Origin of the sequence: Streptomyces sp. NPDC048106 (assembly GCF_040706415.1) — a bacterium.
Taxonomy (GTDB): domain Bacteria; phylum Actinomycetota; class Actinomycetes; order Streptomycetales; family Streptomycetaceae; genus Streptomyces.
This window is the reverse complement of the sequence record NZ_JBEZND010000002.1, coordinates 238,809-265,795: the sequence shown is the minus strand read 5'-3', so window position 1 is coordinate 265,795 and position 26,987 is coordinate 238,809. Positions and strand designations below refer to the sequence as shown.

17 protein-coding genes and 3 pseudogenes are annotated in these 26,987 nt (G+C 70.3%); 7 read left to right on the top strand and 13 right to left on the bottom strand.

From position 1 onward, the window contains the following. Positions 1-3: 3 nt before the first annotated feature. Positions 4-1,419: a DEAD/DEAH box helicase gene (locus tag AB0927_RS03120; protein ID WP_366665739.1), complete on the top strand. Its 1,416-nt coding sequence runs from the start codon at positions 4-6 to the stop codon at positions 1,417-1,419. 60 nt (positions 1,420-1,479) lie between these two features. Here the strand turns inward: AB0927_RS03120 and AB0927_RS03115 are convergent, their stop codons facing one another. Beyond that, positions 1,480-2,034, bottom strand: coding sequence for a hemerythrin domain-containing protein (locus tag AB0927_RS03115; RefSeq protein WP_366665738.1), 555 nt, complete (start codon positions 2,032-2,034; stop codon positions 1,480-1,482). Positions 2,035-2,260: 226 nt separating this feature from the next. On the opposite strand from AB0927_RS03115, the gene AB0927_RS03110 reads away from it, so the two are divergent. Further along, entirely contained in the window at positions 2,261-3,883 is a 1,623-nt protein-coding gene (locus AB0927_RS03110) for a ubiquinol-cytochrome c reductase cytochrome b subunit (RefSeq protein ID WP_366665737.1), read from the top strand. 399 nt (positions 3,884-4,282) lie between these two features. Here the strand turns inward: AB0927_RS03110 and AB0927_RS03105 are convergent, their stop codons facing one another. The 3 genes from AB0927_RS03105 to AB0927_RS03095 all read right to left on the bottom strand — a co-directional run bounded on the left by AB0927_RS03105 (position 4,283) and on the right by AB0927_RS03095 (position 8,331). Continuing rightward, positions 4,283-4,675, bottom strand: a complete 393-nt coding sequence (locus AB0927_RS03105) for a cytochrome c oxidase subunit 4 (protein WP_366665736.1) — start codon at positions 4,673-4,675, stop codon at positions 4,283-4,285. After that, positions 4,672-6,390 (bottom strand): cytochrome c oxidase subunit I, encoded by a 1,719-nt coding sequence (gene ctaD / locus AB0927_RS03100; protein WP_366665735.1) that lies wholly within the window; start codon positions 6,388-6,390, stop codon positions 4,672-4,674. Before ctaD ends, AB0927_RS03105 begins: the two co-directional genes overlap by 4 nt. Before the next feature lie 159 nt (positions 6,391-6,549). Next, positions 6,550-8,331 (bottom strand): glycoside hydrolase family 15 protein, encoded by a 1,782-nt coding sequence (locus AB0927_RS03095; protein WP_366665734.1) that lies wholly within the window; start codon positions 8,329-8,331, stop codon positions 6,550-6,552. A gap of 226 nt (positions 8,332-8,557) precedes the next feature. Here AB0927_RS03095 and AB0927_RS03090 point away from each other — a divergent pair, with 226 nt between their 5' ends. Then, complete coding sequence (locus tag AB0927_RS03090) at positions 8,558-9,934, top strand: sigma-70 family RNA polymerase sigma factor (protein ID WP_366665733.1); 1,377 nt, start codon at positions 8,558-8,560, stop codon at positions 9,932-9,934. On the opposite strand, the gene AB0927_RS03085 is transcribed toward AB0927_RS03090, so the two are convergent. From AB0927_RS03085 to AB0927_RS03070, 4 genes and pseudogenes are all read right to left on the bottom strand, one after another. Then, positions 9,922-10,350: a discoidin domain-containing protein gene (locus AB0927_RS03085; protein WP_366665732.1), complete on the bottom strand. Its 429-nt coding sequence runs from the start codon at positions 10,348-10,350 to the stop codon at positions 9,922-9,924. The genes AB0927_RS03090 and AB0927_RS03085 overlap by 13 nt on opposite strands. 109 nt (positions 10,351-10,459) lie before the next feature. Further along, positions 10,460-11,917: an aminotransferase class V-fold PLP-dependent enzyme gene (locus AB0927_RS03080; RefSeq protein WP_366665777.1), complete on the bottom strand. Its 1,458-nt coding sequence runs from the start codon at positions 11,915-11,917 to the stop codon at positions 10,460-10,462. 106 nt (positions 11,918-12,023) lie between these two features. Next, positions 12,024-13,544: an MFS transporter gene (locus tag AB0927_RS03075; protein WP_366665731.1), complete on the bottom strand. Its 1,521-nt coding sequence runs from the start codon at positions 13,542-13,544 to the stop codon at positions 12,024-12,026. A 94-nt stretch (positions 13,545-13,638) separates the two neighbouring features. Beyond that, positions 13,639-14,154 (bottom strand): annotated as a pseudogene (locus AB0927_RS03070) (response regulator). Between the two features lie 395 nt (positions 14,155-14,549). On the opposite strand from AB0927_RS03070, the gene AB0927_RS03065 reads away from it, so the two are divergent. Next, the gene (locus tag AB0927_RS03065) at positions 14,550-15,644 is read left to right on the top strand and encodes an NUDIX hydrolase (RefSeq protein ID WP_366665730.1); all 1,095 of its coding nucleotides are present in this window, start codon (positions 14,550-14,552) and stop codon (positions 15,642-15,644) included. A gap of 415 nt (positions 15,645-16,059) precedes the next feature. On the opposite strand, the gene AB0927_RS03060 is transcribed toward AB0927_RS03065, so the two are convergent. The 5 genes and pseudogenes from AB0927_RS03060 to AB0927_RS03040 form a co-directional block, all read right to left on the bottom strand. Then, positions 16,060-17,538, bottom strand: coding sequence for a CoA transferase (locus tag AB0927_RS03060; protein WP_366665729.1), 1,479 nt, complete (start codon positions 17,536-17,538; stop codon positions 16,060-16,062). A 114-nt stretch (positions 17,539-17,652) separates the two neighbouring features. Next, positions 17,653-19,239, bottom strand: coding sequence for a long-chain-fatty-acid--CoA ligase (locus AB0927_RS03055; RefSeq protein ID WP_366665728.1), 1,587 nt, complete (start codon positions 19,237-19,239; stop codon positions 17,653-17,655). Beyond that, positions 19,236-22,343 (bottom strand): beta-ketoacyl synthase N-terminal-like domain-containing protein, encoded by a 3,108-nt coding sequence (locus AB0927_RS03050; protein WP_366665727.1) that lies wholly within the window; start codon positions 22,341-22,343, stop codon positions 19,236-19,238. Before AB0927_RS03050 ends, AB0927_RS03055 begins: the two co-directional genes overlap by 4 nt. Positions 22,344-22,432: 89 nt before the next feature. Further along, entirely contained in the window at positions 22,433-22,768 is a 336-nt protein-coding gene (locus AB0927_RS03045; protein ID WP_366665726.1) for an acyl carrier protein, read from the bottom strand. A 524-nt stretch (positions 22,769-23,292) separates the two neighbouring features. Continuing rightward, positions 23,293-23,628, bottom strand: a pseudogene (locus AB0927_RS03040) (transposase); the annotation flags it as partial. 674 nt (positions 23,629-24,302) lie between these two features. Between AB0927_RS03040 and AB0927_RS03035 the strand changes: the two are divergent. From AB0927_RS03035 to AB0927_RS03025, 3 genes and pseudogenes are all read left to right on the top strand, one after another. Further along, positions 24,303-24,923 (top strand): annotated as a pseudogene (locus AB0927_RS03035) (diacylglycerol kinase family protein); the annotation flags it as partial. Between the two features lie 45 nt (positions 24,924-24,968). Continuing rightward, positions 24,969-25,847: a maleylpyruvate isomerase N-terminal domain-containing protein gene (locus AB0927_RS03030; protein WP_366665725.1), complete on the top strand. Its 879-nt coding sequence runs from the start codon at positions 24,969-24,971 to the stop codon at positions 25,845-25,847. Between the two features lie 270 nt (positions 25,848-26,117). After that, positions 26,118-26,888, top strand: a complete 771-nt coding sequence (locus AB0927_RS03025) for an alpha/beta fold hydrolase (protein WP_366665724.1) — start codon at positions 26,118-26,120, stop codon at positions 26,886-26,888. Positions 26,889-26,987: the final 99 nt, after the last annotated feature.

Genomic DNA, 26,987 nt, shown 5'->3' with positions numbered 1-26,987 from the left:
TTCATGAAGCATCCCGATGACTCCGGCATCGCTCACGGCGGTCCCGCCCAGCCCGAGGCCACGACCCCGGCACTGCCGCCGGCCGTCTCCTTCGACGCCCTGGAACTGCCGGCGGAGGTGGTCCGGACACTGAGCGAGCACGGGGTGCGCACACCCTTCCCGATCCAGGCCGCCACACTGCCCGATGCCCTGAAGGGGCGCGACGTCCTGGGCCGAGGGCGCACCGGATCGGGCAAGACGCTCGCCTTCGGCCTGCCGCTGCTGACGCGTACGGCCGGGCGGCGCGCCGAACCCAAGCAGCCCCTCGCCCTGATCCTCGTGCCCACCCGCGAGCTGGCCCAGCAGGTCGCCCAGGCGCTCGCGCCGTACGCCGAGGCCCTGCGGCTGCGGATGGCCACCGTCGTCGGCGGCATTTCGATCGGCCGGCAGATCGCCGAGCTGCGTCAGGGAGCCGAGGTGGTCGTCGCCACCCCCGGACGCCTGCACGACCTGATCGACCGCAACGCCTGCCGCTTGGGACGGGTGCGGATCACCGTGCTTGACGAGGCCGACCAGATGTGCGACATGGGATTCCTGCCGCAGGTCGTCGAGGCCCTCGACCAGGTGCACCCCGACGGTCAGCGGATGCTGTTCTCGGCCACTTTGGACGGCGACGTCGACCAGTTGGTCCGCCGCTACCTCCACGACCCCGTCGTGCACTCGGTCGACCCGTCCGCGGGCACCGTCACGACGATGGAGCACCACGTCCTGGTCGTCCACGGCCCCGACCGCTACGCCGTCACCACGGAGATCGCCGCCCGCGACGGCCGCGTCCTGCTGTTCCTCGACACCAAGCACGCCGTCGACCAGCTCACCCGGCATCTGCGGGCCAGCGGGGTGCACGCCGGGGCCCTGCACAGCGGCAAGTCCCAGCCGCAGCGCACCCGGACCCTGGCGCAGTTCAAGAACGGCCAGATCAACGTTCTGGTGGCGACCAACGTCGCGGCCCGTGGCCTGCACGTCGACGACCTCGATCTCGTGGTCAACGTCGACCCGCCCACCGACCCCAAGGACTACGTGCACCGGGCGGGCCGCACCGCCCGCGCCGGTGAGTCCGGCCGCGTGGTCACGCTCGTACTGACGGGCCAGCGCCGCGAGACGAGCCGGATGATGGCCGAGGCCGGCATCGACGCGACCGTCACCAAGGTGCGCTCGGGCGAGGCGGAGCTGAGCCGGATCACCGGCGCCAAGGCTCCTTCCGGGACCCCGCTCGACGGCGGCCCCGCCGCCCCCCGGCCCAAGAACACCAACCTCCCCTTCCGCGGCCTCGGCACCAGCAAGGACGCCTCCCGCGGCGCGGGCGGCAAGTCCCGAAAGGCCGGCGAGGCCCGCAAGCTCGCCGAGGCCCGCAAGGCCGCCCTCGTACGCCGCAACGGCTGAGCCCCTGGCGCGCCCACCGGCACCGGCTGTCCCGCGGGCGTGTCCGCGACCGCCGGTTCGCTAAGGCCGGCGTTCCAGCCGGTCGCGCAGCCGGTCCAGGGGTCCCCAGACGGCGGAGGTCAGCTTCGTCAGGGCCGGTGAGCTGGGCGCGTCAGGGCGTGGCCGGGTGGGTCCGACGGCTTCCGCGTGGCGTGTCCCGGCGCCCGCGTCGCGCAGGACGGCAACCGGGCTCATGGCCTGCAAGCGGGGGAACAGCCGCTGTTCCATCCCCACCACGTGCTCGGTGACGCCCGAGACGAGGCACAGCAGGAGGCGCGCGTACCGTTCGCTGCCCGCCGGGGCGGCCTCCAGGGCCTTCAGCGTCCGCTGGATGTCCTCGTCGACGGCGAGCAGCTCGTTCACCCCCGCGTCCCCGTCCACGACGTAACGGTGCACGAGCGGATAGAGACGCTCCCTCTCCGCCACCAGATGGCTCACCAGGCGGCTGCCGGCCTGCTCCACGAGTGACGTGCGCTCGTCACTGCCGGGCGGAGCGGACCGCACCCGGTCGAGAAGGTTCTGGATCCGGCGGTGGTCCGCCGCGAGCTGCTCGATGATGCCGCTGTCACTCCCCACTCGAAGCTCCCTGAAAGGTGAGGCGCCGGCGGTCCCCGGCGGCTGTCGGTCCTGGATGCCCGCCACACCGCCGTTTCATTCCGGACGAGCGCGGGGCTGGTTGGGGATCGGGGCCTTCGGGTATTCGAGCGCCCGTCGCGCGAGCGGTCGGGCCGTGCGGCGCACACGAAGGGCCGGGCGGAAGAGGAGTGGTGCGGGCGTGCTACTACGGCGGCGCAGGGAGAGGATGCGGGGAAGGACACGGCAGGCGGCCTTCCGGGCATACGTCGCGACCGACCGGCGGTCGCCGTTGTCGGAACTGGCCGGCCAGTTGCTGCGCAAAGCCTTCCCCGACCACTGGTCGTTCCTGCTGGGGGAGATCGCGCTCTACAGCTTCGTCGTCCTTGTGCTGACGGGGACCTACCTGACGCTCTACTTCGATCCCAGCGTCGCCAAGGTGCCCTACACCGGCTCCTACGAGCCCTTGCGGGGGCTGCTCGTCTCGAAGGCGTACGAGTCGACCCTGCACATCAGTTTCGACGTACGCGGCGGTCTGCTGATCCGGCAGATGCACCACTGGTCGGCGCTCATCTTCGTGGCGGCCATCGGCGTCCACATGCTGCGGATCTTCTTCACCGGCGCCTTCCGCAGGCCCCGCGAGATGAACTGGATCATCGGGGTGACCCTGTTCCTGCTGTCGCTGCTGGAGGGTTTCTGCGGCTACTCCCTGCCGGACGACCTGCTGTCCGGCACGGGTCTGCGCACCGCCAACTCCATCGTCCTGTCCATCCCCGTCGTCGGCACCTACCTGAGCTTCTTCCTCTGGGGCGGCCCCTTCCCCGGCACCGCGATCAACCGGCGTCTGTACATTGTCCACGTCCTCTTCGTCCCCGGCGCCCTCCTCGCTCTGATCACGGTGCATCTGATCCTGGTCGTCTATCTGAAGCACACGCAGTGGGCCGGACGCGGAAAGACCAACCGCAACGTCGTCGGCCAGCCGATGTTCCCCTCGTTCACCGCCAAGTCGACCGGGCTGTCGCTGATCGTCGCCGGCGTCACCGCCCTCATGGGAGGGCTCGCGCAGATCAACCCCGTCTGGCTCTTCGGCCCCTACGTGCCCGACCAGGTCTCCACCGACGCCCAGCCCGACTGGTACGTCGGATTCCTCGAAGGGGCCCTGCGGCTGATGCCCGGCGTCGAATGGAACATCGCCGGCCACACGTTCATGTGGAACGTCCTGCTGCCCGCCGTCGTGCTGCCGGCCCTGCTGTTCCTGGTCCTCTACATGTATCCGTTCTTCGAACGCTGGGTGACCGGTGACATGGTGGAGCACCACCTGTGTGACCGGCCCCGGGACCGGCCCACCCGGACCGGACTCGGCGTGGCGGCCATCGCCTGGTACGCGGTGCTGCTCATGGCCGGGGGCAACGACGTGATGACCGTGTGGTTCGACATCTCCGTCAACACCCTGACGTATATCTTCCGGGTCGCCCTGTTCGTCCTCCCGGTCCTCTCCTTCCTGGTGACCAAGCATGTCTGCCTGGCCCTGCAACGGCATGACCGGCAACTGCTGGAAGAGGGAGAGGAGACCGGTGAGGTGTACCAGGACCTGGCGGGCGGGATCAGCGAGCAGCACGAACCCCTGGACCGGGACCAGCGCTACAAGCTGCTGGTACGGGACATCCCGCGGCCGCTGAAACGCCCGGCCGGGCGGGCGCCGTTGCGGAGCAGGCTCCAGGCGTCCTTCAGCTCCTGGTACTACGGGGAGCGAGTCGACATGCCGGCCACGGCGGAGGAACGGCTCCAGGTCACGGCCCGCACCGCCGATCCGGTGGCGGGCGGCATCGGGAAAGAGGAAGAGCCGGACTGACCTCAGGCGGGTCCCGCGTCCCCGCGTCCCCGCGTCCCCGCGTCCCCGCGTCCCCGCGGGGCGGCGCGGCGGCGCCTCGGCGCTGACGTCCGGGATCAGGCGCGTCCTGGCCCGCGTCGACGCCCACCGATCGGGTCACCGGTCAGGGGGCCACGGAGGGCCGGGCCGCCGTCGTAAACGTGCCCCAGCCCCCGGCCCCGCTCGCCCCCCTGCGCCGGGCACGACGGCGACCCGTACCGCCGCACGGCAGTCCGCCGCGCGCCGCACCGCAGGGGAGCCGGAACGGGTGCAGATCCGCCGACCGGCGGCGACGGCCGCGCGGCCGCCCGCGCCGGGCGGGACCCGGCAGGGCGGGGCGGGGCGGCGCGGCGGCGAGAGGATCCTTCGCCGCCGCCCGCCTCACTCGCTCTCGCGTCCGCTGTACTGGAAGACCAGGCCGAAGACTCCGAGCCCCAGGACCCCGAGACCCATCAGGATCAGCCAGTCGCCGTAGACGATCCCGTTGGCCACCAGCAGGGCGCCGGCGGCGGTCACCACCGGGTGCCGGCTGTGCGGGGGGAAGAAGTCGACGCGGCCACTGCGCTCCTGGATCTCCGCGTCGGAACGGTCCTCGGGTCGCGAGCCCTTGCGGCGGTGGTTGACCATCGAGAAGAAGGCGATCACCGCCGCCATGAGGAAGGAGACGGTGAGCGCCGCGATACCGACGGGCTCGCGCGCGAACCAGATGTAGGCGGCGTCGGTGACCAGGAAGAAGACGGCCACGCCGGCGAAGAGGTATGCCTCGGACTTCATCCGCTCTGTGTCCCTAGGGTGTCGGGGGTCGGTTCCACGGTGCCGTGCTCCTGCGGCGGCAGCTGCTCCTTGATCTCCGGGTGGTGCAGGTCGAAGGCGGGCGAGTCGGACCGGACCCGGGGCAGGGCCGTGAAGTTGTGCCGGGGCGGCGGACACGAGGTGGCCCATTCGAGCGAGCGGCCGTATCCCCAGGGATCGTCCATGTCCACCTTCGGCGCGTACCGGGCGGTCTTCCAGACGTTGTAGAGGAACGGCAGGGTGGACAGGCCGAGCAGGAAGGCGCCGATCGACGAGACGGTGTTCAGGGCGGTGAACCCGTCGGCGGCCAGGTAGTCGGCATAGCGCCTCGGCATCCCGATCTCGCCCAGCCAGTGCTGGACGAGGAACGTGGTCTGGAAGCCGACGAACAGGCTCCAGAAGTGGATCTTGCCGAGGCGCTCGTCCAGCATGCGGCCCGTCAGTTTGGGCCACCAGAAGTAGAAGCCGCCGAACATGGCGAAGACGATCGTCCCGAACAGGACGTAGTGCAGATGGGCGACGATGAAATAGGTGTCGGTCAGATGGAAGTCCAGGGCGGGTGAGGCGATGAGGACGCCGCTGAGGCCCCCGAGGAGGAAGGTGACGAGGAAACCCAGTGCCCAGAGCATGGGTGTCTCGAAGGAGAGACTGCCGTTCCACAGGGTCCCGATCCAGTTGAAGAACTTCACCCCGGTCGGCACGGCGATCAGGAAGGACATGAAGGAGAAGAACGGCAGGAGCACCGCGCCCGTGGCGAACATGTGATGGGCCCACACGGTGGCCGACAGCATGGTGATCGCGATGGTCGCGCCGACCATGCCGACGTAGCCGAACACCGGCTTGCGGCTGAACACCGGCAGGATCTCCGTCACGACGCCGAAGAACGGCAGCGCCACGATGTACACCTCCGGATGGCCGAACCACCAGAAGAGGTGCTGCCACAGCAGGGCTCCGCCGGTGCCCGAGTCGAAGATGTGCGCGCCGTACTGACGGTCGGCCATCAGGGCCAGCAGGAGGGCCGTGAGAGGGGGAAAGGCGAGCAGGACGAGGATGGAGGTGAACAGCACGTTCCAGGTGAAGATCGGCATCCGGAACATCGTCATGCCCGGACAGCGCAGACAGACGATCGTGGCGATGAAGTTGACACCCCCCAGCGTGGTGCTCACACCCGAGAGCACGAGTCCCATCGCCCACACGTCACCGCCGTGGCCCGGACTGTGCACCGCGTTGTTCAGCGGGGAGTAGGCGAACCAGCCGAAATCGGCGGGACCCTTGCTGACCAGGAACCCGGAGAGAACCGTGAGGCCCCCGAAGAGGAACAGCCAGTAGGTCAGGGCGTTGAGCCGGGGGAAGGCCACGTCGGGGGCGCCGATCTGCAGGGGCATGATGGCGTTCGCGAAGCCGGTGAAGGTGGGCGTCGCGAAGAGCAGCATCATGATCGTGCCGTGGATCGTGAGCAGCTGGTTGTACTGCTGCGCGGTGACGATCTGAAGCCCCGGCCGGGCCAGTTCGGCGCGCATCAGCATCGCCAGCACCCCGGCGACGAGGAAGAAGCCGAACGACGTGACGAGGTAGAGATTGCCGATCTTCTTGTGGTCGGTGGTCGTCAGGTAGTCCCTGATCCGGTCACCCGTGTGCACGCGGGGGCCGCGGGCGGTCTCCTCTTCCTGCCCCAGCCCCGGGTGCGTCTTCGACATGAGCGCCCTCCAGGCGGTGCGTCGACGAGTCGGCATGTGTGACGAACCCGACGGGGTTAGCCCCCACGCCGCGCCGGTAAACCTGTCCGCCGGACGCGCGCCTTCCGGCCCCGGCGGCCGCCCGCGCCCGGCGCCGCCACGGGGCCGCGGCCCCTCGGCTCAAGGGGGAAGCGTCGACGCGTCGTTGAGGCGCACGGCGCATTCCAGCAGGAGGGCGTGGACGAACGCCTGGGGCAGGTTGCCGCGTAGCTGGCGCTGACGCACGTCGTACTCCTCCGCGAACAGCCCGGACGGCCCGCACGCCGTCCGGGTCCGTTCGAACCAGCGCAGCGCGCCGGTCCGGTCGCCGAGGTGGTCGGTGGCCAGCGCCATCGTGAACCCGCAGAGCAGGAACGCCCCCTCGGCCTCGCCCAGCGGGACGCCCGGGCGGCGGAAGCGGTAGAGGTAGCCGTCCTCGGCCAGCTCGTCCTCGATGAAGCGGCGGGTGATCGCGCTGCTCGGGTCGTCGGCGGACGGGCAGCCCCGGGCGAGCGGCGTCAGCAGCGCGGCCTCCGGCCCGTCGTCGTCCATGGCCCGGCGCCAGCGGCCGTCGGCGCGCAGACAGCGGCTGCGGGTCTCGGCGAAGACGGCCTCGGCGAGGTCGGCCCCGGTCCGCGCGGTCCGCCCCTTGAACGCCCCGGCCACCCGGCGCAGACCGCAGACCACACTCAGCCGGGACTGGGTCCACCAGCGCTCGTCCAGTTCCCACAGCCCGGCGTCGGGCCGCTTCCAGTTGCGTGCCACCGCGTCGACCGCGACCGTGACCGCCTGCTCGGCCTCGGGCGTGAGCCGGTCGTGGTGAGCGGCGGCGGCGAAAAGCTGGAGCGCCTCCCCGAACGCGTCGAGCTGGAACTGCTCGGCCGCACGGTTCCCGATCCGGTCGTTGCCGCCCGGGTAGCCGGGCAACGGCAGCCCGCGCTCCCGCGGGACCCGTCCGCCGCCGACGTCGTACGCGGGGTGCAGCCCCTCGCCGTCGGCCAGGATGCGTTCGGCGGTGAAGCGCACCGCGGAGTCGAGCAGGTCGTGCGGGCCGTGCGCGGCGACCGCGAGGCCCGCGTAGCTCTGGTCGCGGATCCAGGCGAAGCGGTAGTCGTAGTTGCGGCCGGTGTTGGCGCGTTCCGGCAGCGAGGTGGTGGCGGCGGCGACCATGCCGCCGGAGGAACTCGTCAGGCCGCGCAGGACGGCGTAGGCGTGCCGGGCGTCGCGCGGAGCGGCCAGGGCGGAGCAGTCGGGCACGGCCCGCCGCCAGGTGTCCTCCGTCGCCCGCCACAACCGATCCGGCTCCAGGCGCTCGGCGCACTCCCGCTCCGCCAACTCCAGGATCAGGTCGTGGTGCTCGCCCTTCCGGAGCCGGAACTCACCGCGCAGCCCGGACCCGGTGTGCCAGGCGGCTTCGGGGGCGCCGACGAGCCGCAGCCGCAGACCGCCTGCGTCCGCGAGCCACACGTCGCCCGCCAGGCGCGGGTCGCGCACCCGGCCCGTGGCGAAGCCGGGCCGCGGGTCGAGGGTCAGCCGCAGCCGTGCCTCACCGCGTTCGACGCGCATCCGGCGCAGCAGCACGAGCCGGTCCACCGAGCCCGGCATCGCCAGCGCGTCGCGGCACTCGATCACGGAGTCGGCGGTCACCCAGCGACTGACCCGGATGAGCGTGCCGTCCTCGTAGTAGCTTCCCCACACGTGCCAGCGGTCCACCGGTTCGACGCCGAAGTACCCGCCGCCTCCGATCAGGGCGGAGAACACCGCGTCGCTGTGCCAGCGCGGCGCGCACAGCCACACGATCCGCCCCTCAGGGTCCACCACTGCGCCGCGTTCGCCGTCGGCGAGGATCCCGTACTCCCGCAGCACCGACGGCGGGCAGACGCCGTCCGCCAGCTCTGCCTGTGTGCCGGCTCTCTCATGCATGGCACTGGGGTTTCCCGGCCGCCCGGTCCGGAAACGAGGTGTGCGCCGGGCAAGCGGTGAGGCGTTCGCGAAGCCGGGACCGTACGGCGCGGAGCGAAACCGGAATCACCCGTTCCCCCCACGACTCCACCCGAAGTCGTCGCCGGGCGTGTGAACTTCGCATAGGTCGAAGGAATCGGGAAACCCATGGGGCACCCCAGCAAGCCCCTTCAGCGCAGAGGCTCACATGAATTCCCCGACCACCCTCCGCCCGCCGGGGAAGCATGAGACCGACGGCGCGCTCACGTCCCTGCGGATCGACGAGGTCGTCGGGCGGATCAGCACGCACCCTCCGGGCCGCGAGCGGGACGCGGCACGCGAGCGGGCCGTCCGCGCCCTCATCCCCGTGGCACGCCGGATCGCCGCCAAGTACCGCAACACCGGCGTCGAGGACCAGGACGACCTCTTCCAGGTGGCCTGCGTGGGCCTGGTCAAGGCCATCGACGGCTACGACCCCGGCCACGGACACGCTTTCCTGTCGTACGCCGTGCCGACGATCACCGGGGAGCTGAAGCGCCACTTCAGGGACCGGACCGGGCTCGTGCGGCTGCCCCGGGCCGTGCAGGAGGCCGGCCGGCAGGTACGACGCGTGCGGCTGGAGCTCGAACAGACGGGCGGCGGCCGTCCGCCCACGCTCGGAGAGATCGCGCGGGCCTCCGGTCTGTCCGAGGACGCGGTGGCCGAGGCCCTCCGCTCCCAGGACGCGACACGGCCCGGCTCGCTCGACGCGCCGTCGCAGGGGCGGGAGGGTCCGCTGCCCGCGCTCAGCGAGGTGCTCGGCGACCGGGACGCCCGGATCGAGACGGCCGCCGAGCGAGTGGAACTCCTCGACGCGCTGCGGCGGTTCCCGGAGCGGGAGCGCCGCATCCTGGTGCTGCGCTTCTTCCACGACCGGACACAGCAGCAGATCGCGGCCATGGTGGGTATCTCGCAGATGCATGTGTCCCGGCTGCTCACCCGCTGCCTGGCCCAGCTGCGCGAGACGCTCGGGCATCTCGATCCGTCACGCCGGGCCGAGGGTCCCGCCGACCCGGAGGCCCCGGCGGAGGGGGCCGGGGACCCTCCCGCGCGGACCGGGGGCCACGGCCGTGTCCGGGGCAGGGGGTCCGCCCGCGAAGACGTGCGCGGCCGGGAGCGGCGGAGCGCGGGCCCGCAGCCCCGCGCGGCGGGCCCCGGGAGGCCGGAGCCGGTCCGCCGCGGCCGAGGCGCCTGTCGCGGTCCGAGCCCTGCGGAGCCACTCGGACCAGCACTTCACCGCCCGGACAGGGGAGTCGGACCGCCGATCGTCCGCGCGGTACGGCCGCGGGTCACCTCGTGCGGAGGGCACAGGGGCGCGCGTGTCGCGACACCGGCGCGGCTCCGCCCCGGTGCCCGAGTGGTACGAGGAGAGGCACGAGGGCCGGCGCGACGCCCACTCCTCGCGCCGCTCCTTCGTACGGCCGAGCACGTGCTCGACCCGGATGCGGCGTCCCCTCGTCCGCCCTGCCACTTCGACGGACATGGTGGTGTCGCCGCCGTGGAAGACGGCGGCGACACCGGCGTGCCCGGGAGTTACCGGGTGTAGACGCCGATCTCGTTCAGCGAGTACCGGTTGTCCGTGCCCTTGGTGAGCAGGTTGACGCGGACGTAGCGGGCGTCGGTCGGGGTGAAGGACCGGTTCTCGATGCCTCCGCTGCCGGCGGTGGTGGTGTGGACGGTGGTCCAGGTGGCGTTGTCCGAGGAGACCGCGATCGTGTACTTGACCGCGTACTGGTCGGACCAGTCCAGGACGACCCGGCCGACCTGGCGGACCGCCTTGAGGTCGACGGTGATCCACGCGGTGGACTCGGTCTTGCTCGCCCACCGGGTGCCCGGGTCGCCGTCGATCGCCTTGCACGGCGGGTAGGAGACGATGACGGCGTCCTGGTAGTCGGAGGCCGTGGCCGTGCCGTCGGACGCCAGGTTGGCCAGGTTGTCGGAGCGGGTGGCCGGGAACTCCACGACCTGCTAAGGGGTGCGCACGCGCCGATAAGGGCGCTCAACAAGCATTCAGCAGTGCGGAGTTGGGCGATCCGGGACGGCGCGGTGGCTCGGGCGGCGGCGCTGCGGCTCAGACGCGGAACACGGACCCGATGAACTCCGCGAGGAGCCGCTCCTTCAGCCGCGGCGGCAGCGCGTCCAGCAGGGCGAGCACCGGCGCCATCCGGGCCGGCAGCCCATCTCCCTGTCCGTCCCCTCCGTCCTGGCCGCCGCCCCCTTCGCCGCCCAGGCCGGCGAAGGCCAGGAAGCCTGCCACCTCGTCCGGGGTCAGGGCATCGGGGTCGAGACCAGCGGCCAGCTCGGCCAACCCCGGGTCCACCACGACCGGTTCGAGAGCCCGTGCCGACGCGAGGGAGTCGGTGAGGTCCGCGAGCAGCGCCCCGACCCGCTCGACGGTCGCCGGGGTGAGCGTGAGGTGCAGATTGGGCGGGAGGCCGCCGAAGGAGAGCTGGGGCTGGAGGTACCAGCCGCGCTCCCGCATCTCGTCGGCGACGTGCAGCACCAGGCTCAGGTCGGGATCGCCGCCCGGCCCGGTCACCGTGAAGGCGACCAGGCTGCCCGCCGGTTCGCCCAGCACCCGTATCCCCGCGACGGCACGCAGGCCCGGCACCAACTCCTCGGCGGCGCGGGCGATTTGCCGCGCCAGCTCGGTGTACCCGTCCTCGCCGAGGCGCCGCAGCACCGCCCACGCCTGGGCCAGCAGCCCGCCCGACTTGGTGCCCTGCACCGTCGGGTTGACCACGGGGTAGCCGGGCCAGCCGGCGTGCGCGAAGTACTGGTGCCGCCGCAACTCCGCGTCCCGGTACAGGACCACGGAGGCACCCTTGTCGGCGTAGCCGTACTTGTGCAGGTCCACCGAGAGGGACGTGACCCCCGGTACCGTCAGGCCGAACGGCTCCACCTCACGCCCGGCACGGGCCAGGAACGGCAGGAACCAGCCGCCGATACAGGCGTCGACATGGCAGAGCACACCCCGTTCGGCGGCGGCCGCCGCGATCTCGGCGACCGGGTCGAGCACGCCATGGGCGTACGACGGCGCCGACGCGACGACCAGGGCGGTCCGGTCGGTGATCGCGGCCACGACATCGGACGCCACCGCCTTGAACGTCACCGGGTCGACCGGGACCACCACCGGCTCGACGCCCAGGTAATGGGCCGCTTTGTGGAAGGCCGCGTGGGCGGTGGACGGCAACACCAACTGAGGCCGGGTGATGCCGCGTTCGGCGCGGGCGTGGTCGCGGGCGGTCTTCACGGCCAGCAGGATCGACTCGGTGCCGCCGCTGGTGAACGTGCCCTGGGCCCCGGGCGCGCCGAGCACCGCCGCCACCGCGCCGACCACGTCGTTCTCCAGCCGGGCCACGCTCGGGAAGACGGTCGGGTCGAGCCCGTTGACGGTCGCGAACTCCCGGTACGCGGCGGCGGCCAGCTCGTCCACCTCGGGCAGGCCGGGATCGTAGACGTAGGCGAAGGTCCGGCCGCCGCGGGTCGGGGCGTCGGCGGCGCGCAGCTCACGCAACGCGGCCAGCAACTCGTCGGCGGGGCGGCCGGTCGAGGGAAGCGCGGTGCCGGACGGGGCGGCGCTCGCGGCCTCGTCGGACTTGGCGGATTCGCTGGTTTCGCTGGTTTCGCTGGTTTCAGCGGGCACGATGGCTCTCTTCCTGGGTATGGGCGGGCTCGGACGACAGTGAAGTGGCCTTGGACGCCGCCGAGTCGGCCGCGGATTGCGCGGGGATCGCGTCGGACACGGCGCGTCCGGTCTCCTCGATGTCGGACGCGGCGGCGCCGTCCGCTTCGAGACGGGCGGATTCCCGGCGGTAGCGGGCCAGGAGGAGGAGCGCGGCAAGCGAGAGGACGGCCGGCAGCAGGCTCATCCCCGCGGTGATTCCGGTATGGGCGGCCGAGGGCTGCGCCACTCGCTCGTCGGCGTCGGACGAGCGGAACCCCGTGACGGTCAGGACCAGCGCGAACAGGGCCGGTCCCAGCGCCATGGCGAGCGTCTCGGCCGCGGTCCACAGCCCGGTGAAGGTGGCGGTCCGCCGGCGCCCGGTACGCCGGGTGTCCGCGGCCAGGGTGTGCGCCGGCATGGTCAGCGGCAGCAACTGGAGCCCCGCGTAGGCCACTCCGACGAGCGCCACGGCCGCGTAACCAAGGGCGGGCGCCGTGTAAGGGGTCAGGAAGAGCAGCGCGGCGGCGCCGGTGAAGAGCAGCGAGGCGCACCACTGGGCGTATGCCGTCCCCCGGGCACGGGCGAGCCGGTTCCACAGCGGCATGACCAGCACGAGCGGGCCGATCATGCACGCGAACAGCGGGGTGACGGCCCCCGCCGAGCCCAGGGTGTATGTCGCGAAGTACTGCGTCCCGGCCAGCATCACGCCCACCGCGAGGGCCTGCACCGCCCACATCCCGGCCAGCGCGGCGAACGCCCTGTTCTCCCGGCCGGCGGTGAACTGGGCCCGCAGCGAGCCCTCCGCCTCACTGCGGGCCACCACCGGCGCCCGGCGGGTGCTGCGCCAGGCGCCGAACATGCCTAGGGCGAGCAGCGCGCCGATCACGATGCCCATGGTGCGGTAGCCGGCCGGGGTGTCCCCGTCCTCGTGCGCGAGCGCGGGCGCCAGCGCCCCGGACACCAGGATGGCGGTACCGAGGAAACCGACCCGCCAGCCCAGCACCCGGCCCCGCTCCACGGGATCCTCGGTCATCTCGGCGGGCATCGTCACGTACGGCACCTGGAACACGGCGTACGCGGTGGCCGCCAGCAGGAAGAGCACGGACACGTAGACGGCGGCAGCGGCGCCGTGCAGCGGAGGGGCGGCGAAGATCAGCGCGAAGAGCGGCGGCAGGGTCACCGCGCCCGCGAGCAGGAACGGCCGGCGCGAACCGCCGTGCGCCCGCCTGCGGTCGGCGGCGGCGCCGATCAGCGGGTTGACCAGGACGTCCCACGCCTTGGGCAGGAAAACGGCGGCACCCGCCACCGCCGCCGGCACGGCCAGCACGTCGGTCAGGTAATACAGCAGGATCAGACCGGGGACGGTGCCGAAGGTACCGGTGGCGAACGAGCCCAGCCCGTACCCGATCCGTACCGTGCGGGGACGCGGTGGACCGGGCGTTCCGCCGGACGGCGCGTCAGCGACGTCGGGACCGGTCGTCTTGGTCATGGCTTGCGTCCAGGGCTGGTAAGGGCTGGGGGCTGTCGGTGGTACCGGTGTTCGACGGTTCAAGGATGGCGGGAGCATGCCACACGGCACCCTTCTACTGCCCGTGCCGCTCCAGGTAGATGGTGGTGAAGACGGAGATTTTGGCGCGCAGGGCCCAAGGGTCGAAGGGCTTGTGGATGTAGTCGACGGCGCCGGCCGCGTATCCGCGCGCGGAGTGCTCGGACCCCGTGCCCATCGCGGTCAGGAAGATGATGGGGATGTCCCGGGTCCTTGAGCGGCGTTTGATGTGGGCACAGGTCTCGTAGCCGTCCATCTCCGGCATCTGCACGTCCATGATGATGACGGCGAAGTCGTCGTGGTCGAGCAGGGCCTCGGCAGTGACGGCGGTCCCACGATGCTCGGCGACATCGGTGAAGAGATCGCTGATCACCTGCCACGGGGGTAACCGCGTGCCGTTCAGATAACGCGAGACCGTACCTGGTCGAGGCGGCGCCGGGCCGCGTACCGACGGACGGATACCTGAAGGCTCTCGAACAACTCGGCGCAGCGCCACGTCCAACGCCCGGGAAGCCTCGTTGAGGTCGGCTCCCAGAGGTCGCAGTTCACCCATTGCTCTCTCCCTCGACCGTGGTGGTCCGGGGCTGAGCCGCGATGTTGCAGCCACGACCCGCAAGCCGGGCAGTGCGGAGGGACCTGTTGCACAGGCGCCGCCACCGTTCTCCGGCAGGTCACGGGCCCGGCGGCATCGGCCGTTGCCGGAGCGTTGCTCTGCAACGCCCTCGATCTTCAGCAACGCCCGAGAGCCCTTTGGTATCTTCGTCGCCTCCTCGTCCAGGCCCGCGCCCTCGGCGATGTCGGCGGAAGCTGGTTCCGACGGCATGCCTGCCGCCGTCCCGCTCCCGCCGGGGAGCTGCTTCGAGACCCTCACCAGCTCACCCTCTGCACCCGGCGACCAGCCGCTCCCGCATCGCCCTGTTCCCGGGCGCTTCACCGATCGGAGAGACGATGACGACGACTTCCGCGTCCGACGAGCTTCCTGGCACGACGATGAGCGACGAGGACTACGGGGCGCTGCGCGCCTCGGCCGCCCTGTGGGCCGGGACCTCCGTGCTGATCACCAACCGGCGAGGGCAGGTCCTGATCCAGCGCGTCGGCTACCGTCCCACGCGTCTGCTGCCCGGCGGCGCCGTCGAGAAGGGCGAATCCCCCGCCCAGGCCGCCGCCCGCGAAGTGGAGGAGGAACTCGGCGTCACGGCGACCGTCACCCGCGGGCTCGCCATCGACTGGGTCTCGCCCGCCGGCGCCACAGCGTCCCCCGCCGTGAATTTCCCCGGCGAGATCCTGCATGTCTTCGACGGCGGCGTCTGGAACGAGGACCAGATCGCGGCGATCCGGCCCGCACCGGGCGAGATCGAGGCCGTCGAGTTCGCCGAGCCGGCCGACCTGCCCGCTCTGATGTCCCCGGGCGACGCCCGCCGCGCCCTGTCCGCGCTTCGCGCCCGCATCGCCGGCGCCGGGCCCGTGTTCCTTGAGGACGGGCTCCCGATCGCCCCCACCGTCCTTGACCGGGTCGGCGTCCTGCGCACCTCCCGAGCCCGTCACCACCTCCTCTTCCATCCCGTCCCCGTCCCCGGCGGCCTCACGGTCCGCCAGTCCTGGGCCTGGACCTTCGCTCCGGACGGGCGTGTCCTCGTCCTCCTCGAACCCGACACCGGCGCGGCCTGTCTGCCCGGCGGAACACCGGAACCGGAGGACCACGGCGACCTTGAGGTCACCCTGTTCCGGGAAGCCCGTGAGGAGGCCGCCGCCGCCCTGACGGGCGCCCGGTATCTCGGCTACCTCTTCGACCCCACCGGACCCTGTGCGCGCGCCCGCTACGCCGCCGTTCTCACGAACCTCGGCCCCGCCTCGGCCGATCCGGCAACCGGACGTACGTACACCAGGATCCTGGCCACGCCGGAGCAGGCCCTGGAGTTCTTCGACTGGGGACCGTCCGCAGCCGACCAGATCCGGGCAGTCCACCGAGCCCGCGAAATCCTCGGCATCCCGAAGGCCGCTCACCAACCCGTCACCGAAGTGGCCGGCCCCGCCTCCTGGTAGCGCTCCTACCCGCGGAGGCGGCGGGGGTTCGGCGGTGATCCGAGCCAGGGCGAGGTGAGGTCAGCTCTGCTCAGGGCGCTCGATGGACACCTTGGGCAGTTTTCGGGCCAGCGGGCCAGGAAGCCAATAGGCCCAACTGCCGAGCACCTGCATGGCTGCGGGGACGATCAGGCATCGGATGACCACGGCGTCGAGAAGGATGGCGACGCCCAGGCCGAGTCCGAACTGCTGAGGACACCGAACCGGCAGAACTCCTGCACGCGGTGCGCGTCGCCGTGCGAGGCAGTCTGGTCCCGGGGCACCTCCACGCTCAGCACGAGAAGGGACAGCGGCTCACTGGTGCCGCGGCCGTTGACACATGGGCCGGCACGGGCTTGCGGCCGCTGTTCCTCTCGTCCGGACGGTTTGTCGACGCTCACGAGATGGAGTGGGCCGCCGCGGCTCCGTCGGCGCGCCAGACGGGGGCGGAGGACCCTCGGGGTACGAGGACGGGCCCGTGGCGCCAGTCAGCGGGGGTCTCGCTCAGCCGGACCGGAGGAGCGACGTGCTGGAACTCGCCCAGCGGGGTCTGATGGACCAACCACTCGGGCTCGGGTGGTGCGGCCGTCGTGCCGAGCTGCGCGGCGACCTCCGACTTGTCCAGTGTGCCGAGCTCCCACGCCCAGTTGGCGCAGCCGGCAAGGGAGACACGGACGAGGTAACTGCCCCCCTCCCGCGCCTGTTTCAGGGTTGCGGCCATCACACCGGCCGCTGCGAAATAGGCCGCGAGGTAGTCATTGAGCATTCGGCCCGGGGGCATTTGCGGCCTCCCGTCCTCCCCCTCGTTCCAGTTGACGCCGACCAACGCCTGCGCCTGGTGGTCGAAGCCGCCTCGTTCGCTCCACGGGCCCGAATGGCCGTAGCAGCGGATGGAGCAGTAGATCAGCCCTTCGGAGATTTCCGCGCACTCCTGTGGGGTCAGCCCTAGCCGGGCCAGCTTCGAGGCCCGGTGATTGTGCACGAAGACATCGCTTTCGCGGAGCAGTTGGTCGAATATGCGACGGCCGTCGCTGTCCTCGCGCAGTTCCAACCGGGTGGAGCGGATGCCCACAGCTGTTTCATTCCAGCACAGATCGTGTTCGAAGGCGTGCGGCTCGCACACGTGGAGCACATCAGCGCCATATTCGGCCAGCGTACGCCCCATCGCGGTGCCGGCGAAGATGTGGGTGAACTGCAGACAACGCAGCGCCGACAGTGGCTGATCGCCGGCGGGCAGCGGTTTTATGGGCGCGTCGCCGATCTTCTCGATCGACACCAGCGGTTCTGTTTGGATCGCCTGGCTCTGCGGATGGGCCAGGAACTCCTCGCGGCTGCGCACCACCGCGAGCGGAATTCCTCGCTCAGCGGCGGCCTCTTCGAGGTCCCAGGATATCCAGGAGGCGATGGCGCTCCGGATATGCTCCTGCGTGTGCGCGGTGCCGAGGAGCGACAGCAACTCATCACTCGGCCGCGGGTAACAGGCGATGGGGATGACCCAGCGATCGTCGGCCGTCTGGTAGAAGTCGAAGACCGCGGGCGCGAGACCGCCGTCGAGGCCCTGCAGCGAACCCATGTTGGATCCGTAGCCGTTGAGGCGATTCCCTGCGCCCAGATAGGGCGTGAGAGAGTGGAGCGCCTGCGGTAGGTCAAGGCTGAGCCGCTGGCTGCGGCCGGTCGCCTCGTGCCAGATCTGCGCCGCTCCAGCGGCCGCCGACAGGAGAGGAACGCCTATGGCGGTCCCGAGTTTGAGGGTGGAGTTGAGCAACGGATCTGCGCCGGTCACCGAAAGTTCACTGACCGCTTTCTCGGGCGACAGGCCGATCATGTCGAGAGCGGCATTCAGCTGACTCGTGAAATCAGGTTTGCTTTCCCTCATGGATACACACTTCCAGGAACTCGGCAAAACGCTAAACGCTTCTACCTTTTGTGGACACCGAAATGCGTCGGTCACGCGCCATGGAGGGCGCCGACGAGGATATACCGGCGGTACTCAGCGGCCGACCCGCGGCGCCTTCTCCGCGAGTTCGCCGCGCACCATCCTGCGCAGGACCTTGCCGCTCGGATTCCTCGGCAGCTCCGCGGCGAAGTCGTAACTGGTGGGCACCTTGAAGTCGGCGATGCGGCCGCGCAGAGAGAGCATCAGCTCGCGGGGGGTGACGCGCCGGCCCGGCTCAAGGACCACTCGGGCGTGCACCGATTCACCCCACCTGGGGTGCGGAATGCCCACGACCGCGACTTCGAGGACCGCTGGGTGGGCGCACAGCGCGGCCTCGATCTCGGCGGGATATACGTTTTCTCCTGCCACGATGATCATGTCGTTGACGCGGTCGCTGACGAACAGGTAGCCGTCCTCGTCGAGGTAGCCCGCGTCGCCCATGCGGATCCATCCGTCGACCAGGGTCTCGGCCGTGGCGTCGGGGCGACGCCAGTACTCCAGCATCCGGGCGGGCGAGCGCACGCAGACCTCGCCGACCGTGCCAGGTGGCACCGGTTTGCCGTCCCGGTCGATGATGCGCAGCGTGATGCCCGGGTACGCCCGGCCGGCGGCCAGCAGCCGGGGGTTGCCCTGCCTGTGGTCCTCGGGTGGCAGACAGGCCGCGAAGTTACCTGTCTCGCTGCTCCCGTAGATCTGCAGGAAGTCGCAGTCGATCATCTTCATGCACTGCTCAAGCAGTGGCGCCGAGATGGGGGAGCCACCGTAGACGACTTTGCGCAACGACTGGAAGCACGCGGGGTTGGCATCCGGCTCGTTGAAGAGCAGTTGCAGCATGGCCGGCGCCACGATCGCGGTGGTGATCCGCAGTTCTCTGATGAGTCTGAGAGCTGACGAGCTGACGAACATCGGCATGGAGACGATCGTCGCCCCGGCGTTGAAGCCCTGCATCGCGTAGGAGAAGCCGCCTATGTGAAAGCCCGGCAGGCCGATCAGGCTGCGGTCGCCCGGCAGCCAGTCGAACCAGTCGAGGCTGTGCTGCTCCATGGCCTCGGCCACGTTGAAGAAGCTGCGGTGCGGCAGCACGACACCCTTGGGCCGCCCGCTGGTGCCGCTCGTGTAGATCTGCACCACCGCGCTTTCCCGGTCGCCGCCCGATTGCGGGTCGGTGTCCGGGTGCGGTGCGGTCCAGCCCACCCAGCCCGCGCCCCCGTCTTCGGAGTCGTCGGCGAGAACAACGGTCCGCAGGCGGTCGAGCCGGTCGCGCACACCTTCCGCAACGGCTCGACAGCCTTCGTCGACCACCAGCAGCTCCGTGCCCGAGTCCGCCAGGATGTGATGGACCTCGTCCAGGGTCAGCCGCCAGTTGACGGGCACCAGCACCGCGCCGGTCTTCGCGCAGGCGAAGGCGAGCTCCCAGTAGCGTTCCGACTCCTTGCCCAGGTACGCCACTCGGGAGTCGCGGCCGACCTGTGAGGCGAGCAACGCCTGTGCCACCCGGTTGCTCTCCTGGTGGAGCGCCTGGTAGGTGAGACTGCGGCCTTCGCACAGGATGGCCGGGTGATCCGGCTGACGGGCCGCCTGGTAGGCCAGAGTCGCGTGGAGCGTGTCGGTCTTCTTCGCGTCCATCATGGCGCCCTTCATCGCGACGACGGGATCAGCAGACTGCGGATGGAGCCGGCCAGGAGATCGATACGTGATTGCTCGAACGCCACGGCCGTCGGAAGCGAAACGGCGAACACCTGCTCAAGCCGATTCTTCAGACTGACGGCCGTGAGCGAATCAAGGCCCAAGGACGCGAAATCCGCATCAGGTTCGATGTCCTCGACGTCCTGGTAGCGGAGAATCGCCACCAGCTCGCGGCGTATCGCTTCGTTGATCGCCCCGCTGCTCGCGTCCGCCGGCCACCCGGCCGACTCGGGCGCCACAGCCTTGCTCTCCTCTTCGAGGGCTGCGGCGGGCGGCGCCTCGGGCAGCGGATCGGGAGAGACACTCGGTGCCGGACCGGTGCCGGACGGCAGCCAGTACCGCTTTCGATCAAACGTGTACGTCGGCAAGTCCACGCGCCGGTGGGTAGTGCCCCGGTGGTACGCGGCCCAGTCGACGGACAGCCCGGCCATGTACAGGCCGGCGACAGCCTGGTCGATGGTCGCACCGTCCTCGTCGCCCGCACGGCTGCTGGCGGCCCACACGTGGTCGTTCCTGGTGACGCACCGGCGTGCGAGCGAGATCAGGGAGGCCGAGGGGCCGATCTCCACGAACGCGTGCGTACCGCGGCGCTCGACCGCTTGTACCGCGCCCAGGAAATCGACGGGTTCGAGCAGATGGCGCACCCAGAAGGCCGGATCGGCGAATTCCGAGGCCCGGACCACCTTTCCGGTCAGTGCCGATACCACGGGCAAGCGCGGGGCACGGCAGTGGATGCCTTCGAACAGGGCGCGGAACTCGTCGGCCACCTCCGCCATCAGCGGTGAGTGGAAGGCGTGCGAGACGGGGAGCCGCTTGACGCGAATGTCCCGTCGGCGCACATCCTCCAGCAAAGCTTCCAGCGAACGCGAACCGCCCGAGACGACGCACTGGTCGGGAGCGTTGATCGCCGCCAGCGCGAGATCGTCGTACGGGCCGAGCAGCGGGCCGATCTCCTCCGCCGCCACCGCCACGGCCGCCATGGCGCCCGGGGTGCTGACCGACTGCATGAGCCGGCCGCGTTCCGCGGCGATCCGGGCACCGTCCTCCAGGGAGAAGACGCCGGCCACCGTCGCCGCGACAAGCTCACCGATGCTGTGCCCGACCAGCACGCTGGGCCGCACTCCCCAGTCCGTCCACAGCTCCGCCAGCGCGTACTCCAGACAGAACAGGGCCGGTTGGCTGTACCGGGTCTGATGGATGTCGTCGCCGTGGTCGTCGGCGCCGACCAGCATGTCCCGCATCGAACGCCCTGTCAGGGGGCGGAGTACCCGGTCGCATTCGTCGACGCGCTCCCTGAAGGCAGGAAAGCGCCGGTAGAGCGCCGCCGCCATTCCCGAGAACTGCGAACCCTGCCCCGAGAAGAGGAAGGCCGCTTTACGCGCGCCGCCGACGGGCGAGGCTCCGGCGGAGTGCAGGCGCCGATCCAGCAGCTGCGCCAGCTCTTCCCGGCTGGCGACTGCTCCTGCCAGACGCACCTTGTGGTGAGCCCGCCCGGTGTTGGAAGTGAAGCAGATGTCGGCCAGGGACGGCGGTGCGTCGGCGGTGAGGAACTGCTGGTACCGCCGGATCTGCGAGCGCAAGGAGCGGTCGTTCTTCGCCGACAAGGTGAAGACATGGCCCCGCTGCCCGTCGGTCCCCGGATGACGATCGGACGACTCGGCGTGCCCGTCCAGGGCGGGTCCGGCACAGTGAGCCGGAGCTTGTTCGAGTACGGTCGTGGCGATCGTCCCGGCGAAGCCGAAACCGTTCACCAGCGCTCGGCGGGGGGTGCCCTCCCACGTGAGCTCGCCCGTGGGCACCGTGACCGGGTATCTTTCCCAGGGTATGCGCCCCGAGGGGCGCTCGAAATTGAGGTGCGGGTAGAACTTGCCGGCCTGCAACTGCAGAACGGTCTTGACCAGACCAGCCATTCCCGCGGCACCCTCCAGGTGCCCGATGTTGGTCTTCACAGAACCGACCGTCACCGGTGCGGCTTTGTCGTGCGATGCCGCGAAGAGTGCGGCGATCGAGCCCATCTCGATCGGGTCGCCCAACGGCGTGCCGGTGCCGTGCGCCTCGACGTACTGGATGTGCCCCGGTTCGAGACCGGCCGCGGCCAGCGCGGCCCCCATCACCTGCTCCTGGGCCTGTCCGTTGGGCACGGTCAGGCCCGCGCTCTCGCCGTCCTGGCGCACCGCGGTGCCACGCACGAGCGCGAGAACGGCGTCCCCGTCGCGTTCGGCGTCCGACAGACGCTTCAGGACGATCACGCCGCATCCCTCGCCGCGGGCGTACCCGTCAGCCGAGTCGTCGAAGGTTTTGCACCGGCCGTCGGGAGACAACATGTTGGCCGCCCGTAACGCACCGTTGCTCACCGCGTTGTGTATCAGGTTCACGCCGCCGCACAGGGCGATGCCGCACTCCTTGTTGCGCAGTCCCTGCACGGCCAGGTGCAGCGCGACCAGTGAGGAGGAGCACGCGGTGTCGACACTGATGCTCGGCCCCCGCCAGCCCAGTAAGTAACTGAGCCGGCCCGGCACGCTGCTGTGCGACAAGCCGGTGCCTATGTAGCTGTCCACCTCCTCTGCGCGCACGCCCGCGGTGTCCAGTGCGTAGTCGAAGGAGCTGACGCCCATATAGACACCGCCTTCACGGTGCCGCCACGCCCCCGGAGGTATGGAGGCGTTCTCCAGCGCCTGCCACGTGGTCTCCAGGACCATCCGCTGTTGCGGGTCGAGGTAGGCGGCCTCACGAGGAGAGATGTTGAAGAAGGCAGCGTCGAAACGGTCGATCTCGTCCAGGAAGCCGCCGATGACCGGCTGTGCGTCCTCGGGATCCGAGCCGGTGAGCGTGTGCCGTCGGCTCTCCGGCAGGGGGCGGATGCCTGACTGGCCCTTGGCGAGGAACTCGTCGAAATCCCGCAGGCTTTCGTTACCACCGGGAAACCTGAGTCCGGCTCCCACGATGGCGATCGGTTCGTGCTTCTCCAGCAACAGCTCACGGATCACGGCGTCCTGCTCGTCGATCTTCCGCAGCAGGTCGCGCGGGGTCGCTTCGGAAAGCTCAGAGTTTTTTGACAACGTCCCGTCTCCGTGTCGGGTTGGGCCACGCCCCGTGGGGCTCTTTGGTCAAGGAGCACAGAGAGCGCGTGTGGGCTGACGGCGACGCTTCAACGGTGGAGGTCCGCATCGGGATCGGCGAAAGCCTCGGCGATGACATGCTCGGACAGATATGAGACGAGCTGCTCGACCGTCGGCCTGTTGAAAAGCTGTGCGACCTCGAGTTCGCATCCGAGCACCTTGTCCAGAGTGTATTTGATCTCGGACAACTGCAGAGATGTCAGACCCAGTTCGAAAAAAACAGAGTCGGGCGCAAGGTATTCGTCGTCTTCCATCAGCAAGGCTGACTTCAGTTCGTGTGTCACCAGCTCTTGCAGAGCTTCGCGCCGGTCGTAGAGCGGAATCTCCAGTAGATCACTTATTTCCGTGATGCGTTGATCTGCCATCACTAGATGGGACCACACCGAACTGACCTGCCGCTGACACGCGCCTGACACCCCCGGCACGTTTCCGAAGGAGCGGGAACCCTGCATGGCCGAACATCTGCCTCTTGAGCATCTTGATCCGGTTCCCTGCTCCTTCGCCCGCCGCGGTGGCCTCAGTGATCCACTCGGGCAGTCAGGATGGCGGGGTGCCGGGTGAGCCGGCCGGTCACCTGCCGTACCGACAGCGGTGGTGGGGCGGGCGTGACCCCCTCCTGTCGCGGCAGGTCGCGGCGGATCCGGTCGCGGACGGTGGAGCAGTGACCACGGAAGCCACGGGCGGTGATCTCCCGGTGGAGATCGAGGACTTGCGGATCTTGACCATGCCCTGCCAGCGGGCCGCGCGGGTGTATCGCTGGACGGTGTGTCGGCCCCAGCCCAGGTGGTGGGCGATGGCCCGCAGACTCATGCCCTGGGCGAGGAGTTCGTGGACGAGGGTGTGGTGGACGCGGGCTCGCTCGGCGAACCTGCCGGTCGGTTCGTCCGGCTCAGCGTCCTGGCCGGGGGCCGTCTGGGCGGGCGGGCGTCTCCCACGCAGGCTCGGGTTCCGGAGCAGGCGGTGGCAGGTCGCGCAGGCAGGAGCGGTGGGTGGCCGCGGTCTTCTCGACCGCGGAGGCGAGGTTCTGCCAGAGGTGGAACCGGTCGGCGACCTGGAGGGCCTGCGGAGCTGCGGTGTCGGCTGCCTCGGCGTAGGCGCCGGCGCGGTCGCGGCAGATGACCTCGATTCCCGGATGTGCCGCGAGCCACGGGGCGAGGGTGGCGGCGTCGCGTTCGGGCAGCAGGTCGAGGCCCTGGTGGGTCTCGGCGTCGATCACGACCGTGCCGTAGACGTGCCCGCCGCAGGGCGAAGTCGTCCACGCCGACGGCCCGGGGCTCCGTCGCCGCGGGGTCGGGCAGGTCCATCACCCGGCGCAGCAGCGTGGTGCGGCTGGTCGTAATGCCCATGACCTGGGCGAGACGGGCACCGGCACGGCCGGCCAGGGCCAACCCGATCTCACTCATCGCCTGGCGCGGCCGCTCGGTGGCCCTGCCGTGGCGGACTCGTATTGGAAGACCAATAACTACAAGGCGTGATCGGCTCACGGAACTTGTGCCAGAGCGCTGCTCTCGTCTCCCGCGGTGTGAAGCGCGCCGCCCTTCACGGCGTCAGTGCCGTGTCAGTTGTGTGTCAGTGCCGTCTCAGGGCTGCCTGGCAGGGTTGGCCGCGAACCGCCCGGAAAGGTCGTCACGCCGCATTTCGCGCCACGCACGAGCAAGTGCCATGTCACGGTGACTCGAGTCCTCCTTCCGCGGCCCTCGCGGAGATGGGGTTCCGCGGGTCCGGGTAACAGGGCGCGTTCCCTTCCCTCCATCGTCCCGATATGGAGCTCGCTTTCATGGCAGTACAGGCAACCTCCACTTCCAGGCGCGCCCTGGGGGTCACCAATTCGATGGCGGGAACCAGGCGACGCCGAAAAGGCGGTCGGGCAGGCTTCGGCCGGCCGTCTCGGTCCGCCGCCTCGACCTCGTCGTGGTGGTGGGCGGTGACGGTGCGATGCGAGAAGTTACGGCGGGACTGATCGGCCACGACGGTCCCGCAGCCGCCGACATGGCGATCGTCCCAGCCGGTACGGGGGACTCCGCCCGCGGGATGCCGCGGGGCGAGCGTCCGTGGGCGGCATCCTCGGCGGAAGCCGTCCGTACCGGTGGCGACGCGCCACCTCTTTTTCGGCTCGGCCTCGCTTGCGTACGCGAGACGAGCGCCCACGTCCTTCTGAGCTGCTGCTCCGGTGTGACCGCCGAGACACTGGTCGAGGTCCGCTCACTATCACTGACCGGCACGGCTCGCTGTGCGCCGGCCCGTGCTGAGACCGCCGCCTCATTCACCCCCTGCTCGGGCCGGGTGACTGTCGACGGCGTCGTGGCGTGTCCCCACGCCCTGCCGGTCTGGGGCACGCCCACCGAGGTTCTGTGCGCCCGTGCCGCGCACGAACCGCAGGGCGCGCCTGTCCCAGCCGTTCACCAGCCGCTGCGCCGGCCTGCGGTCCGGCTGTGCACCAGCAGCCCTCATCCGGTCCCGCGATTCCGGGAGTCTCGCCATCAAGTCGGTATCCGCACCGGTGGTGCGGGACCGACATGACGTCATCACGATCAAAAGCCAGCGTCGCGACTCGGCGGTGCGTAAGTGGGGAGTCATTCAGTGTCATCGATCGACTTCAAACGCCTGTGTGAGGGCGTGTTCTCGGAGACCGAAAGTCTCGTGGCCGCCCTGGACGGTGTGCCCCTGGAGCAACCGGTGCCGACCTGCCCTGGATGGACCGCCGGTCAGCTCATGGTGCACGTGCACCAGGCCCAGGAGTGGGCTGCGGTCATTGTCGAGACCCGGGCCACCCAGAGGGTGTCGCTGCTGGAGATCGGTGGCGGCGACGGCGACCTCTCCGGCGACTGGAGCGAGCAGATCCACCAGCTGACGCTCCGCGCGCTCGACAGCTTCGGCGATCCGGTGGATCGAAGGCGTCTGTCGCAGTGGATCACCGACGGGGCCCGGAGGCTGACCTCCGCGCTCCTTGAGGCCGGACCGGACACGGCCGTCTGGCGGGAGTTCTGCCCTCCGCGCGTGAGGACCTGGGCCCGCTGGGCGTTGCTCGAGACATCGCTGCATCGGGCGGACGCGGAAGTGCTCGCCGCCCGGGAGTTCCGCATCGACACCGATCTCGCGGTCGACAGCATCGACCAGTGGCTCGCTTACGTCCGTGAACCTGCCGCCGCGCCGTTCCTCGACCCCCGGTTGGCGAACATGAAGGGCAACGGCGAGCGACTGCGCTTCCAGCCCACGGACGTGGACGGTCACGAAGGGTGGCTGGCGGTGTGCACTCCCCAAGGACTGGCCACCTCCGCCTGGCGACCGGGTGGCGGCGCCGCTACCGATGACGTGGTTGTCCGCGGAACGGCTTCGGATCTCCTTCTGCTGCTCAAGCGCCGGATTCCCGAGGCGGGGTCCTCCGTGGCGGTGACCGGTGAGAGGGCCCTGCTCGAACGCTGGCTGGACAACGTTCTGTGCTGAGGCCCGCTGATGGCTCGTACGCCGACCCGCAGTCCCGTGAGCGCCCGGATGCCGGGCCGGTTGCCCAAGTCGCGGCGAACCGACGGACCTCCGCTTCGGCTCGGCGACAGCGGCACCCACGCAGTGCCGCGCCGCGTCGCCCGGGCCACGACGGCCGGCTGCCGTTCCTGCCCACTGCCGTGTCCGCTGCCTACGGGAAGGCTTGGCGGCGCATCGAGGAACTGCACGCCGCAAACAAACGCCCCTCACGACGACGCAGACCGAGGCCACATGTCACACGCACCCTCGCAACCCGGTGAATGGTTCCCGCCCTCAGGCCGCGCCCCTGACGACGACGCGGACGTCCAGTTGTTCCTCTTCCCGCACGCCGGTGGAACTGGCGCGATGTACCGGGAGTGGGCGGCGACGGTGCCTGCCACCGTCGAGCCGCGCGTGCTCCATCTGCCGGGCCGGTGGGGACGTGGGGACGAGGCGCCCCTCACCCGGCTCCCGCTGCTACTGGCGCGCGTAGGTGAGGCGCTGGAAGCCGAACTGGACGGCCGCCCCTACGCGTTGTTCGGGCACAGCTTCGGCGCGCTGCTGGCGTATCGGCTTGCCGTTCAGTTCGAGAAGGAGGGCATGACGGCGCCCTCCGTGCTGGCCGTCTCCGGCTGGGTGCCCGGCGAAGACATACTGGCGAAGCAGCGGGCGGTACCGGAAATGTCCGATGAAGAACTCGTCGCGGCTGTCACGGAGTTGGGTCTGATGCCTACGGGGTCCGTACTGGCTGAAGAGCTCTTGAGAACGGCGCTACCGGCGCTGCGCGCTGATTTCGGGGCGGCGGCCGACTACTTGGACGACGGTGCGCAGGTCTCCTGTCCGGTGGTCGCGTTCGCCGGCCGGTCGGACCCGCTCGTCGTCGCGAGCGCGATGGGGGTGTGGGCTGATCGCACCTCGAACTTCGTCGGCGTCACGGAGTACCCAGGAGACCACTTCTACCTCTTCGACCACGCCATTTCCATGCAGCTGAGCCTTCAGCAACTTCTGCAGCTCCCGACGTAGCCGATTTGGGTACCGTCCACGGATTCCCCACCCTTCTTTCAAGGCGCGCAGCGTCCCCGACATCGCTTTCGCCGAACACCGCACAGAGAGGACGAAATT

Bases quoted from the DNA above. Each gene is read 5' to 3' on its own strand.
- AB0927_RS03090 (WP_366665733.1), top strand. From the start codon at position 8,558: ATGAATTCCCCGACCACCCTCCGCCCGCCGGGGAAGCATGAGACCGAC.
- AB0927_RS03045 (WP_366665726.1), bottom strand. From the start codon at position 22,768: ATGGCAGATCAACGCATCACGGAAATAAGTGATCTACTGGAGATTCCG.
- AB0927_RS03055 (WP_366665728.1), bottom strand. From the start codon at position 19,239: ATGAAGGGCGCCATGATGGACGCGAAGAAGACCGACACGCTCCACGCG.
- AB0927_RS03075 (WP_366665731.1), bottom strand. From the start codon at position 13,544: ATGACCAAGACGACCGGTCCCGACGTCGCTGACGCGCCGTCCGGCGGA.
- AB0927_RS03105 (WP_366665736.1), bottom strand. From the start codon at position 4,675: ATGAAGTCCGAGGCATACCTCTTCGCCGGCGTGGCCGTCTTCTTCCTG.
- AB0927_RS03095 (WP_366665734.1), bottom strand. From the start codon at position 8,331: ATGCATGAGAGAGCCGGCACACAGGCAGAGCTGGCGGACGGCGTCTGC.
- AB0927_RS03065 (WP_366665730.1), top strand. From the start codon at position 14,550: ATGACGACGACTTCCGCGTCCGACGAGCTTCCTGGCACGACGATGAGC.
- ctaD (WP_366665735.1), bottom strand. From the start codon at position 6,390: ATGTCGAAGACGCACCCGGGGCTGGGGCAGGAAGAGGAGACCGCCCGC.
- AB0927_RS03025 (WP_366665724.1), top strand. From the start codon at position 26,118: ATGTCACACGCACCCTCGCAACCCGGTGAATGGTTCCCGCCCTCAGGC.
- AB0927_RS03110 (WP_366665737.1), top strand. From the start codon at position 2,261: ATGCGGGGAAGGACACGGCAGGCGGCCTTCCGGGCATACGTCGCGACC.
- AB0927_RS03120 (WP_366665739.1), top strand. From the start codon at position 4: ATGAAGCATCCCGATGACTCCGGCATCGCTCACGGCGGTCCCGCCCAG.
- AB0927_RS03060 (WP_366665729.1), bottom strand. From the start codon at position 17,538: ATGAGGGAAAGCAAACCTGATTTCACGAGTCAGCTGAATGCCGCTCTC.